Raw genomic sequence first — 12,824 nt, 5'->3', positions numbered from 1 at the left:
GCCAAACCATTCGTATGAATCATCGCCACAATAAGAAACCTGAATATGGTCAATCTGGGTTTTGGAACCAACACCGCCGAGGGTTAATCCATTGATTTCCTTATCGGGCTGGAAAGCGATTCCGGGGAACTCTATTCTGATGTAAGAAAGTATACCGGAACTATCAGCATCGTCGTTACCACCATAGACAGTACGTGGACCACCTTCGATCTGAGGATTTGCCTTGTTCACCTTTGCCCGTCCGCAAACCACCAGTCCGCCCCAGTCGCCATAACTTCGGCTACCAGCGGGTTCATTCGAAGTGAAAACGATCGGCTGTTCTTTTGTGCCTCTGGCAATGATTTTGCCCCCCGGTTCAACAATCAGAGCACCTTTATTGGCCTTGCTGCCGCGGATAACCGTTCCCGGCTCAATGGTAAGGGTAACCCCGTCAATAACATAGACCCAGCCGTCAAGAAGATAGACATTGTTTTTTGTCCAGGTTGTGTTGGCAGAAATATCGCCTCCAGGGACAGTAACCGTTGGAGCACCATATGTTGTATTCTGAGGATCCCAGTTTGCCCAGCCTTCTGTCCAGTCAGTTGTTCCGAAGGCCCCTATAAAATCAACCTTTTCAAAAAAAGCAGTATTTACATCCTGATCAGTGAAATCAGCTTTTTTAAGAAGGGGAGAATTTTTCCACACCTGATTTTGCGAAATATCTCCTCCCGGAATGATTTTATTGGCAGGGGCATAGTTTGTATTCTGGGGATCCCAGTTTGCCCAGCCTTCTGTCCAGTTGGTCGTACCAAAAGCTCCCCTGAAGAGAACCTGGTCAAAGAACGGATTGCTAATGTTTTGCGCTTTGATTCCTGAATAAAAAAGGATAAGCGCGATAGCAACAAGTACAAGTTTTTTCATAAAAGATAAAATTTTGGTTACGGAACAAAAGTAGGCTTAGGGTATTAAGTCAATTTTAAGGGACTTTTATTTATGCATGAATCCATCAAAATGCTTAAGATTAAATTAATCCACATTGCGCATTAAAAAATGCACAATGTGCCGCAATGGCCGCTTCCACTTCGTTTCAGCGGGATTTGCCCGGATGCCTGCTTTGCAATTCAACCCGCAACACCTTAAGTTTGCTTCACTGCTACTATGTATTATCCCGACTAATACTATATCGTCTTGATTCCTATTTCGAAATGTTGTACAATACTGATCCAATCACGAAAGGATGGCATTATTGTAGAAAAATCCATCAGGAAAATCAATTAGAACCCCGAAGGGGTGGCATTATGACACAGCCAATAATGCCGCCCCTTTGGTTTAATTATTTTAGTGTGATTTGGTTCTTAAAAATTTTTTATTGCGGGAAAGACGAAACGAAAGCTCTACCGCTCTGCCGGAATATGGATTGAAAAATCAACCCTCATATGCCTGATCAGCACTTTTTCCGGTTGAGCTTTCTTTCAGACTGGCATTAGAACAAAAGGGAAACGCCAACAGAGAACTGGCGACCGGGAACAAATTTTCTGGTAGTCTGAATCCGGGTTACTTTTTGCTCCATATTTTTCAATAAGGGTTCTTCGTATTGCTGGAAAATGACCGTTTGATCAAGAATATTTTTAGCTCCCAGTTTTAGTGTAACAAACCGGCCGATTTTTTTACTGACAGTTAAATCAAGGGAATGAAAAGGCATTTCCCAGATATGAGGAGTTTCCAGATCCCCGATGTAGTCTATGCGTTTTCCGATAACATTGTAGAGAGCGGTTACAGATATTCCGGATTTTTCCTGCTGGTAGTACAAGCCGGCGTTTATAATATAGGGCGATTGTCCCTGGAGAGGCCGAATTGAATCCCTTTCATTCGGATCGGGGTTATTGATACGGCTTTGAATTACAGATCCGTTTAAAATCAGTGTAAAATCTTTCAGCAGATGCACAAACGAAGGGGAGTTTTCCAGAAACTGAAAAGTTTTTCGCACTTCGAGTTCAACTCCTCTTGAATAAGCCGACCTGGCATTACGGAATGTATAGTTGTACCCTGTTCCAACATTAACCAATTGTTTTTCAATTGGTTGCACAAAATTTTTATTAAAAATACCAAGGGAGACAATTTCTCCCTGAGAAGGGTACCATTCAAAACGGAGATCGGTATTATGAATATAAGCATTTTTGAGGTTCGGATTTCCGTATATGCTTGCATTTTCATCAAAATCGAAAAAGGCAAACGGGCTTATTTCTCTGAATTCAGGCCGATTGACCGTTTTTCCATAGGCAAAACGTAATAAAATATTGTCTGTAACATTGTAGGCTACGTTAACTGAAGGGAAAAGGTCCTTGAAAATGTTCCTGACTACAATGCTGTCGCCGGTTTCGAGGAATCCCGAAAGGTTCTGGGAATTATTTTCGTAGCGAACGCCGGTGTAAATTTTAATCTTGTTGAACAAAGGAATCAATATTCCGGCATATGCAGCATATGTTTCGTTCCGTGCATTGTATGAATCTGATTTATTTGTTGATTCATCAATTTTAAGTCCGGTTTCCGGGTTGATGTTTTCATCAGCAAACAAATCTCTTATTGTAGAAAAGAATTGAGGGGAAAAGGCAACAGAGTCAACCGGCAGTTTAGTAAGATTCCAGTTAAATTTAAAGATATTGGCAAAGGCAAATCCTATATTTCTGGCTTTGAAATTTCGCCTCAAATCGGTATACAGAAAACCCGCTTTGACTTCAGGAACAAAATTACCTAACGGAATTTTCTGGGAGAGATTCAGATTAACGTTTTTAAGATGTTCATAGTTCTGAAGGAACAGACGTCCAAGCAATTTAGGGTCGGCATTAAAATTGACACCGATCCGGAAAGGATCCATTTTTGGATCCAGGTCGCCTGAGAGGGAAGTTTGCACCCGACGGATATCGGGTCTGTTCTGATCAGCATAGGCATAGCCAATTGCCCAGTCAAATGCAGTCAACTGATTGAATAAGGTATGTTTCCCTCCAAGGGTTGAGGAAAAAGTAAGCCGTGACTGATAATCGAGTTCATAGTTTTTTTCGAAGTTTCCGCCGTAAAAATTTTGTCCGGTACGCAGGGTGGTTGATGAAGCCCCCTGCTGATTGATCAGATTTCTGAATTCGATTTTCTGGTTATTACCAAAAACATAATTCAGGTTGAGAAGGGCTCCGGTTCTGGCTGTTTCTTTGTATTTATCATCGTAGTAAACGTAGTAAGGGTTTGATTTATCAAGGATGGTATTATACGCCTGATACCCCTTTCGTAATATATGGTCAGAATCAGTTGTTTTGTTGTAGAGAACGGAAGAAACAAGACCCAGAGAGGTCTTTCCCAGCAAAAAATAGTGCGATACGGTGAAATTGACGGTATGGTTCATGGGAGCTGACCGGATTGCATAAGGGGTCCAGATTTTACTGAAACTTCGGCCCAGTTCCTGAATTTTTTGTTTATCCTCTGCTGAAGAATTCGAAGCAAGAGCCCTGAATTCCTTAGTAGAAGGAAATCCGTCTGGGATTGCCCTTGTACCGTCATCAAACCCAAGCCAGTCATATTTTCCTCCCTGATATTTATAGTATGTTTTAAAGGTAGTCCCCTCAACATAACCTGCCGAATAACTAATGCCAACACTATTTTTTTCGGAAAATCCAAGGGAAGATATCTGGATTGCGGCGCCTGCAAAATCGGCAGGCAACTCAGGTGCCGGTGTTTTATAAATCACAATATTATCAATCTGGTTTGAGGGAATCAGGTCAAAGGAAAAGGAACGCATATCCGGTTCAGAGCTTGGAGCAGGGATTCCGTTCAGCCAGGTAACATTGTAGCGTTCCACCAGACCCCGGACAATAACAAACCGGCCATCGCGGATGGTAATGCCTGGCACGCGGCGCACTACTTCCGAAGCATCCTTATCCTGTGAACGGATGATCTGCTGATTGGATATGCCGTTGGCAACCACGTTGCTTGCTTTCAGGCTGCTGATGAGTGCCATTTCTGTGTTGGTGCGGCGTGTTGCCGTCACCTTTACTGACTCGATCTCCAGAGTTGCCGGTTCGAGCCTGACATCTACCCGGGTTGTTTCGTTGGCCTTAACTGTTACACGGATTATTTGCTGGTTATAAGAAATATAGGAAACAACAAGGTTGTATGTACCCGGATTAACATTTGAAAGCCGGAAATTACCGTCAAGGTCAGATGTGGTTCCGGTATAAGTGCCCTGGAGCACGATGTTGGTGCCAATGAGAGACTCACCTGTTTTTGCATCGCTAATTGTACCCTGTATTGTACCAGTCTGACCATGGGCTTCAAAGGCAAAAAGGGACAAAGTGACAAAAATCTGCAACAACTTTACAATATATTTCATAAGAGAATGAATTTCTTCAGTGCAAAGAAACTTTTCATGCTTCATGCAAACATGAAAGCATTATTAAGTTATGGTAAATTATTGGCAGATACGCCTTGACGGATTAAGAAAAGATTAAACTTAACTTAATGCTATTTTTATCTTAAGGCAACACAATAAGGAAGAATACGTCGTCAACAAACCGGCAAATGGAAAAAGCGATGTGATGGAGAATAAATGATAGTCACCGGCAACAATAACTGGAGTCGAGATACCAGATTATAATAAGGTAAGTCTGTTCATTTAAAAAACGCATTTCGAACAATTTCCCCGGTTTCTTTTCTGTTTCGGGGATTCCGGGATCGCTGGCGGAGGTACTCCGGAAGCTGGTCAGGATTTCCCGGCCAACCGACTGCAGTTACGGTAACCGGCTGGAAGAAATCGGGGATCTGTAAAACATTGACAAGTTTTGGCCGGTCAAAGCCCGCCATAGGGTGAGCGGCAAGGCCGAGAGAGGTTGCCTGCAGGAGAAGGTTCTGCAAAGCAAGTCCGCAGTCGTGCCATGCATAAGGATTGGGTGTGTTTTTCTCCGTAACAATTCTGGCCAATGTTACAACCAGCAATGAGGCATTCTTTGCCCAGATGCGGTTTCCTTCGTTAAGTGCCGACAGAATGGCCTGAAACAAGTCATTCTGATTGGATTGAGCATATAGAAACAGCCATGGCTGGAGGTTGGATGAAGAGGGTGCCCAGCGAGCCGCTTCAAACAAACTTCCGAGGGTTTCCTCATCAAGAGGTTCTGGCGAAAAGGCCAGGGCAGAATGACGCCGGAGTATCAGATCATTAACTGGCATAGGAGCAGGATTTTCTGTTTCGTATCATAAGTAACTGTAATCAATTCAAAGGTAGCGATTCGTAACGGATGAACAAAAAATTAAAAAACATGATAAAAATTCTCCTGCGATTCAATAAAATACATATAAATTTGACGCTTTAAATACAGGTTTGAATTTTTTAAACATCACGACTATGACAGCAAAGGATTACATTGAAAGAGAGAACAAGTACGGAGCACATAATTATCATCCGTTGCCGGTGGTATTGGACCGGGGTGAAGGAGTGTATGTATGGGATACAGACGGAAGAAGGTACTTTGATTTTCTTTCAGCCTATTCAGCAGTAAATCAGGGGCATTGCCATCCCAAAATTATCAATGCTTTGGTTAACCAGGCCAAGAAGCTCACACTTACGTCAAGGGCTTTTTATAACAGTGCATTAGGGGAATATGAAGAATTTGTCACCCGGTACTTTGGATATGACAAGGTATTGCCCATGAACACCGGTGCAGAAGGAGATGAAACTGCCCTGAAACTATGCCGTAAATGGGCCTATGAAAAGAAGGGAATACCGGAAAATGAAGCCCAGATTATTGTATGTGAGGGAAATTTCCATGGCCGCACCATCACGGTTATTTCCATGTCAACTGACCCGGATTCATACAAGGGTTTCGGTCCCTATACGCCCGGTTTTATAAAGATACCCTACAACAATATTCCGGCGCTTGAGAAAGCTCTTGAGAATCCGAATGTAGCAGGATTTCTGGTAGAGCCCATTCAGGGGGAGGCGGGCGTATATGTTCCTGACGAAGGATATATTAAAAAGGCTTATGAGCTGTGCCGGAAGAAGAATGTTTTATTCATTGCCGATGAAGTGCAGACAGGGATCGGGCGTACAGGAAAAATGCTTTGTTGCGATCATGAAGGGGTGCGGCCCGACATACTCATTCTTGGTAAGGCATTGAGTGGTGGGGTAATGCCAATATCAGCCGTGCTGGCCGATGATGATATCATGTTGTGCATCAAACCTGGCGAGCATGGATCCACATTTGGAGGGAATCCTCTTGCTGCCAAGGTTGCCATTGCGGCGCTTGAAGTAATCCGTGACGAGAAGCTTCCGGAAAATGCAGCCCGGCTTGGCGAAATCTTCCGGCAGGAATTAAAATCGTTCCGGCATGAGATGGTTGAAATCGTCAGGGGAAAAGGATTGCTGAATGCTATTGTTATTCGGCCAAAAAACGGAAAGGAAGCCTGGGATGTTTGCCTGGCACTGAAGGAAAACGGATTGCTGGCCAAACCGACGCATCAGCATATCATCCGTTTTGCTCCGCCTCTGGTAATAACAGAGGAACAGCTGAGGGAAGCCCTGGATATTATCAAGAAAACCCTTCTGCAGTTTAATTGATTGACAAAAGTTGCAGATCCATAAAAACTTTTTATATGAAGCGAGAACATAAAATACGCTCAGTGTGCCATTTCGGTTTAATTCTTCTTTTTATCAGTTTAGTGACCTCATGTATGAAAGAAAATAAGTATACAGGTATTGACAAGACGGACATGGATCTTTCGGTGCAGCCGGGCACTGATTTTTATCAGTTTGCCAACGGAGGCTGGATGCAAAAGAATCCTCTGAAGCCGGAATACAGCCGATATGGAACGTTTGACAAGCTGCAGGAAGAAAATCTTGAAGCACTGAGAAAACTCACGGAAAAGATGGCAAAAACAGCAGGATCGGATGATCCGGTTGCTGCGAAGATTGGGCTATTTCTGAAAACAGGGATGGATACAGCAGCCATCAATCAGGCGGGGATTAAGCCACTGGAACCGTTGCTGAAACAAATAGAAGGGATAAAAAGCCGCGAGGAAGTTAAGGAATTCCTTATCAGCATGCATGCGCATTCTATAAGTCCACTGTTCAATATATTTGCTGAGGCTGACAGCAAAAACAGCCGGTGGATGCTGGCATGGTTATGGCAAGGCGGACTGGGAATGCCTGACCGGGATTATTATCTTGAGGATAATGTCCGCATGAAGGAAATCAGGGAGAAATATCTTGATTATATCACTACAATCTTCACATTATCGGGCAAGAATGAGAAAGAAGCCAGGGAAGCTGCCCGTTTGATTTTTGATCTGGAAACCCAGCTCGCCAAAGCATCCATGTCGCGGCTTGCCATGCGCGATCCGGATAATGTGTACCATAAAATGTCGCTGGCCCAACTGCAGAAGGAAGTACCTCAGATATCGTGGAAGAGGTACTTTGAAGGGATCGGCGTAACCGACCCGGGAGAAGTGAATGTAGCCCAGCCGGATTTCTTTAAAGCTGCCGGCGAATTGCTTAATAAGGTTCCTGTGGAAACATGGAAACTTTATTTCTGCTGGAATGTGCTGAACGAATCAGCCCCTTACGTCAGCGAACCATTTGAACAAGCCCATTTTGCTTTTTACGGAAAGACAATGTCGGGAAAAGAGGAGATGCAGCCACGCTGGAAACGGGTTCTGAATACAGCCAGTTATGCCCTTGGCGAGGCTATAGGAGAAGCATACGTCAAGGAATATTTCCCTCCGGAAGCAAAACAACGGATGCTCACCCTGGTTGAGAATCTGCGGAAAGCTCTGGGAGAGCGCATACAGAATCTAACCTGGATGAGTGATACCACCAAACAGAAGGCACTGGAGAAACTTGCTGCCATGAAGGTAAAAATCGGGTACCCGGATAAATGGCGTGATTATTCGGAACTGAAAGTTGGAGAAAGCAGTTACATTGAAAATGTAATCGAAGCAGAGCGGTTCAACCGGGCTTATATGCTTTCCAAGGTTAACAAGCCCGTTGATCCGATGGAATGGCAAATGACGCCGCAAACGGTTAATGCTTATTATAATCCATCGAACAATGAAATTGTTTTCCCGGCCGGAATTCTTCAGCCACCCTTCTTCTCTATGACAGCTGACGATGCAGTGAATTACGGAGCGATAGGCATGGTAATAGGACATGAAATGACGCATGGCTTTGACGATGAAGGGCGTAAATTTGATAAGGATGGGAATTTAAGTGAATGGTGGACTCCGGAAGATGCCAAACGCTTCAATGAACGGACCGAAATACTCGTAAAGCAATACGATCAGTATGTTGTGCTTGATTCAACCCATGCAAACGGCAAACTGACTTTGGGAGAGAATATTGCCGATCTGGGAGGTCTTAATGTTGCCTATACTGCCTTCAAAATGACGGAGGAAGGGAAGAGCAATACCAGAATTGACGGATTTACACCGGATCAACGTTTTTTCCTTGGCTATGCACATGTATGGGCTCAGAATATAAGGGATCAGGAAATCCTTCGCCGGACCAAAGAAGATGTGCACAGTCTCGGAAGATTCAGGGTGAACGGCCCTCTGCGCAACATGCCCGAATTTTATAAATCGTTTGATATTAAGCCGGGAGATCCGATGTATCTGCCGGAAGAAGAACGGGCTGTTATCTGGTAAGTATCTCAATCAGAATACAATAGTAAAGCCTGTTGGTTGTTTACACCAACAGGCTTTTTAGTTCGTTGGATAACAAAAGCTCTTTTGTATATTTATCCCGCCAATCAGGTTGATGCAGTTTCAGAACGATTCATACCGGATATCCCGTTCTGAGAGGGATTTTTTGAGAATGTTGTTTCAGCGTTCTCCTGTTATTTATTGCGAATTCAACCGGTTTCTCCGTCTTTCCTATATCAATCAGGAAGGCTTGTCTTTTTCAGGTTGCAGGCCGGAAGAACATATTTACCGGTTGGCGGATTTTATTGGGCCGGAAAAATCGCTCAGGACACCATGGGAAGAGGATCATTCGCGAAAAAGTTTTATCGAAGTACGTATTCAAAGTGCCAATGGCAACAGCCTTTACCTGAACTGTATCTGGTGGGCAATTGAACATGAAGGAAAATTTGACGGAATTGCCTGCCTTGGTTTTGATTCCACGCGGCACCACCAGATGATGGAGGAACTGCAGAAAAGCAACTCGCAATTCAAGGAGTTTGCCCAGCTTCTGCCTGAAACAGTTTTTGAAATTGATATGGAAGGGAATTTTTTGTTCCTTAATGAGAGTTCCTACAAAATATTCGGCTATACAAAGGATGACAAAATCAATGCCTTTGATCTGATTGTTCCTGAAGATCAGCCACGCTTAAAAGAAAACATAAAAAAACTTCTTTCGGGAGAAGCAATTAAGGGAAATTCATATGTTGCAAGAAGAAAAGATGGTTCAACAATACCCGTTCTGATATACTCCGATGTAAAATACCAGGATGGAAAACCGGAGGGTTTCAGAGGATTTGTTGTGGACATTTCAGCCATCAAGCAGGCAGAAGAAGCACTCCTGGAAAGTGAAGAAAAATACCGGTCATTAACAAACCGGCTTCCGGTAGGTATTTACCGTACCAGTCGCGAAGGAAAACTCCTGTTTGCCAATCGGGCTTTCATCAACATGCTGGGATACGATTCTCCGGAGGAAATATTTGCCCATCCGGTGCAGGATTTTTACAGTGAACCGGGTGAAAGGGAAAAACTCCTGCAATATCATGAACCTGGCAGAGAATACTACCAGCCGGAAATTCATCTCAAACGGAAAGACGGAACACAAATTATTGTAAAAGACAGGGGAAAGGTGTATAAAAGTCCTGATGGTCAAATTTATTATGACGGTATTATAGAAGACATTACCGAACCGCATCAGCTGGAAGAGAGGCTGAAACAGGCCGAAAAGCTTCAGGCCATAGGAACACTTGCGGGCGGCATTGCGCATGATTTCAACAACCTTATTCTGGGAATGCAGTTATATACCGAAATGGCGCTGAAAGAAGCAGGAAATAACAATAAATTGAGAAAAAACCTGGAGAAAATTCTTCTGGCCCAGGAACGCGGAAAGCAATTGCTTCAGCAAATCGTGTCCTTCACAAATTATCCGGATGATCACCGGGAAGATATCAACCTGAAGGAGATGGTAAGCAATATTCTTGACCTGATCAAAGACACCATACCGGAAGCAATTGATTTCAATGCAGAACTGGATGATTGCGGTTTTGTGAATGTGAACCCTGTCCATTTGCACCAGATTATCCAGAATCTGATCACCAATGCCATTCATGCGATGGAAGGAAAAGGCAGGTTATCCATTGTTGTGCGCTGTGCCTATGCCGATGAAACACAAATAAAGAGCGGAAATGAAAATCATCCTGAACGGTATGCCATAATCCATGTTGAAGATAGTGGCTGTGGCATCAGTGAAAAGAATATCAACCGGATATTCGAACCTTTTTTCACCACCAAGGATGTAGGACTTGGTACCGGCCTGGGATTATACATTGTGCACAATCTTGTGAAGAAATACAATGGTGAAATACAGGTTAAAAGCCATCCCGGGGAAGGCACTATCATGAAAATATTTTTACCATTAGCTAATAAAAAGGAATAAACGGACATATTAAGAAAAATGAAGCAGATACTGGTAGTAGATGATGAAAAACTGGTCAGGGAAGGCATTCAGGAAGCATTGGCAGATGAGGGTTATGCAGTATATACTGCGAGTAACGGAAATGAAGCCATCAAAGCCCTGCAGGTGTTTGTTCCTGATGTAATCATAACAGACATCATTATGCCCGAGGCAGATGGGATAGAAGTTCTTCTGCATGCAAAAAAACTTCAGCCGAAGCCCAGAATCATAGCCATTTCAGGAGGGGGGCGTATCAGCGCCAATGATCATCTTGCCACCGCAAGGAAACTTGGGGCCGATGTCATTCTTACCAAACCGTTTTCCATCGAGACATTGCTGGAAGCGATAGAAAAACAGTAATGTTAGCATTATTTGCCGGCCAACATTTATCCGTGGCGTTTCTGAAGGATATCAACCACATCCTCCAGTTTCAGGTTCTTTGAAGCAAGGAGCACCAGAAAATGGTATATCAGGTCGGCCGCTTCATTCAATAATCTTTCCCTGTTGTTATTGATTGCCTCCACTACCACTTCCACTGCCTCCTCTCCTACTTTCTGCGCTATCCGGTTAACACCTTCCCGGAAGAGCTGGGTAGTATAGGAATTTTCAGGCATTTCGCGTTTTCTGGATTCTATTACAGCCTCCAGATCAATGAGGAACGAGATACCTGTATAGCGGGTATCGGCAAAACACGATTCGTTTCCGAGATGGCAGGTAGGACCATTTGGTTCGGCAAGAACCAGGAGTGTATCGTTATCACAATCGGCATGGACGCTAATCACCTTCAGGAAATGTCCGCTTTCTTCCCCTTTGGTCCACAGCTTATTGCGGGTACGGCTAAAAAAGGTAACCAATCCGGTGGACAGGGTTTTTTTATACGCTTCTTGATTCATAAAACCAACCATCAGTATGTTTTTGGTGGAAGCGCTCTGAATGACGGCAGGGACAAGCCCTCCGAGTTTTGAAAAATCAGGTTGCATAAACTCTTTATATTCGTACAGGGATATTTCTTTCGGCAAGGTATTTTTTGAGTGCCGGCAGGGGTATTTCGCCATAATGAAAAACGCTGGCTGCTAGTGCTGCATCGGCTTTTCCGGCCGTAAATACCTCGGCAAAATGTTCCATATTGCCCGCCCCGCCTGATGCTATAACAGGAATGGAAAGCTGACCGGAAAGCATAGCCAGTGCCTCAACTGCATACCCATTTTTGGTGCCGTCGTGGTTCATGGAGGTAAAAAGAATTTCTCCGGCACCACGTTCCTGAGCCTCCCTGGCCCAGCTGAACAGTTCTTTTTCCGTCTGTTTGCGTCCTCCGTGGGTATATACTGTCCATTGGCCGTTTTCAAAAAGGGCATCTATAGCTACAACTACAAACTGGGTTCCGAAATTTTGAGCCAGGGAAGTAATCAATCCGGGGTTCAGCACAGCCGAAGTATTTATGGATATTTTGTCGGCTCCTGCCATCAGCAGGGCTTCGGCATCGGACAGTTCAGAAATACCGCCACCTACCGTAAAAGGTATATTCAGGTGGCGGGCAATACGGCGCACCAGGTCATGAAACAGCTTACGACCTTCATGGCTGGCAGTAATATCGAGGTAAACCAGTTCATCGGCTCCCTGCTCGGAATACCGGCTGCCGAGTTCCACCGGGTCACCGGCCTCCTGAATATTCAGAAATTTAACACCCTTGACGGTCTTACCGTCTTTCACATCAAGGCAGGGGATAATACGTTTAGCTAGCATGTGCAATGAATGTTTGCATTTCGTTCAGTGAAATCTTTCCTTCATAGAAGGCTTTGCCTATGATCGCCGCATCGACGCCGGCCTTTTGCAGTTCAACCAGGTCGTCATAGCAGGCTACGCCTCCGCTGGCAATCAGAAAAGCTTCAGGAAACTGTTTTTTTAACTGTTTGTATAAATCCACGGCAGGGCCTTTCAAAAGACCGTCGCGCGATATATCGGTGCACAGAAAGTATTTTGCTCCTTCCTTCAGCCAGAAAGCCAGAAAATCATTCAGATTCCAGTCGCTTGTATCTGACCAGCCATGCACGGCAATTTTGAAATCCCTGATATCGGCACCCACCACTATTTTATCTGGCCCGAATTCCCTCAGCCAGTTTTTAACCAGTTCAGTATCCGTAGCAGCTGCACTGCCTGCAACAATACGTTCTGCTCCCAG

Annotated in this window: 10 protein-coding genes; 4 read left to right on the top strand and 6 right to left on the bottom strand. The window is 44.2% G+C overall.

The genetic code is table 11. The features are described 5' to 3' along the window. The 3 genes from GX419_01045 to GX419_01035 all read right to left on the bottom strand — a co-directional run. The coding region (locus GX419_01045; GenBank protein NLI23278.1) for a hypothetical protein at window positions 1-900 on the bottom strand (900 nt) is incomplete at its 3' end. Window positions 901-1,462: 562 nt separating this feature from the next. Further along, entirely contained in the window at window positions 1,463-4,357 is a 2,895-nt protein-coding gene (locus GX419_01040; GenBank protein NLI23277.1) for a TonB-dependent receptor, read from the bottom strand. A gap of 278 nt (window positions 4,358-4,635) precedes the next feature. Then, a complete protein-coding gene (locus GX419_01035) occupies window positions 4,636-5,190 on the bottom strand; it encodes a nitroreductase (protein NLI23276.1) in 555 nt (184 codons plus the stop codon). A 175-nt stretch (window positions 5,191-5,365) separates the two neighbouring features. Here GX419_01035 and rocD point away from each other — a divergent pair, with 175 nt between their 5' ends. From rocD to GX419_01015, 4 genes are all read left to right on the top strand, one after another. Continuing rightward, on the top strand, window positions 5,366-6,577 hold the full coding sequence (gene rocD, locus GX419_01030) for an ornithine--oxo-acid transaminase (GenBank protein ID NLI23275.1): 1,212 nt from the start codon (window positions 5,366-5,368) through the stop codon (window positions 6,575-6,577). A gap of 53 nt (window positions 6,578-6,630) precedes the next feature. Then, on the top strand, window positions 6,631-8,658 hold the full coding sequence (locus tag GX419_01025; protein NLI23274.1) for a M13 family metallopeptidase: 2,028 nt from the start codon (window positions 6,631-6,633) through the stop codon (window positions 8,656-8,658). 169 nt (window positions 8,659-8,827) lie between these two features. Beyond that, the gene (locus GX419_01020) at window positions 8,828-10,627 is read left to right on the top strand and encodes a PAS domain S-box protein (protein ID NLI23273.1); all 1,800 of its coding nucleotides are present in this window, start codon (window positions 8,828-8,830) and stop codon (window positions 10,625-10,627) included. Between the two features lie 18 nt (window positions 10,628-10,645). Continuing rightward, complete coding sequence (locus tag GX419_01015) at window positions 10,646-11,005, top strand: response regulator (protein ID NLI23272.1); 360 nt, start codon at window positions 10,646-10,648, stop codon at window positions 11,003-11,005. 26 nt (window positions 11,006-11,031) lie between these two features. Here the strand turns inward: GX419_01015 and GX419_01010 are convergent, their stop codons facing one another. The 3 genes from GX419_01010 to GX419_01000 form a co-directional block, all read right to left on the bottom strand. After that, window positions 11,032-11,625 carry a bifunctional phosphoribosyl-AMP cyclohydrolase/phosphoribosyl-ATP diphosphatase HisIE gene (locus tag GX419_01010; protein ID NLI23271.1) on the bottom strand — a complete coding sequence of 198 codons (594 nt, stop codon included), beginning with the start codon at window positions 11,623-11,625 and terminating at the stop codon, window positions 11,032-11,034. A 7-nt stretch (window positions 11,626-11,632) separates the two neighbouring features. Beyond that, on the bottom strand, window positions 11,633-12,388 hold the full coding sequence (gene hisF, locus GX419_01005; protein NLI23270.1) for an imidazole glycerol phosphate synthase subunit HisF: 756 nt from the start codon (window positions 12,386-12,388) through the stop codon (window positions 11,633-11,635). Continuing rightward, window positions 12,378-12,824 (bottom strand): 1-(5-phosphoribosyl)-5-[(5-phosphoribosylamino)methylideneamino]imidazole-4-carboxamide isomerase (locus GX419_01000; protein ID NLI23269.1); only part of this gene is annotated, 447 nt, incomplete at its 5' end. The genes GX419_01000 and hisF, both read right to left, overlap by 11 nt.

The sequence above is a fragment of the Bacteroidales bacterium genome (assembly GCA_012517825.1).
In the GTDB taxonomy this organism is placed as follows: Bacteria; Bacteroidota; Bacteroidia; order Bacteroidales; family JAAYUG01; genus JAAYUG01.
The sequence above is the reverse complement of the archived record's forward strand: the minus strand, read 5'-3'. Positions and strand labels throughout refer to the sequence as shown.

Excerpts from the sequence above, each read along its gene's own strand:
- GX419_01040 (NLI23277.1), bottom strand. The coding sequence starts at position 4,357 with ATGAAATATATTGTAAAGTTGTTGCAGATTTTTGTCACTTTGTCCCTT.
- GX419_01035 (NLI23276.1), bottom strand. The coding sequence starts at position 5,190 with ATGCCAGTTAATGATCTGATACTCCGGCGTCATTCTGCCCTGGCCTTT.
- rocD (NLI23275.1), top strand. The coding sequence starts at position 5,366 with ATGACAGCAAAGGATTACATTGAAAGAGAGAACAAGTACGGAGCACAT.
- GX419_01020 (NLI23273.1), top strand. The coding sequence starts at position 8,828 with ATGTTGTTTCAGCGTTCTCCTGTTATTTATTGCGAATTCAACCGGTTT.
- GX419_01015 (NLI23272.1), top strand. The coding sequence starts at position 10,646 with ATGAAGCAGATACTGGTAGTAGATGATGAAAAACTGGTCAGGGAAGGC.
- GX419_01010 (NLI23271.1), bottom strand. The coding sequence starts at position 11,625 with ATGCAACCTGATTTTTCAAAACTCGGAGGGCTTGTCCCTGCCGTCATT.
- hisF (NLI23270.1), bottom strand. The coding sequence starts at position 12,388 with ATGCTAGCTAAACGTATTATCCCCTGCCTTGATGTGAAAGACGGTAAG.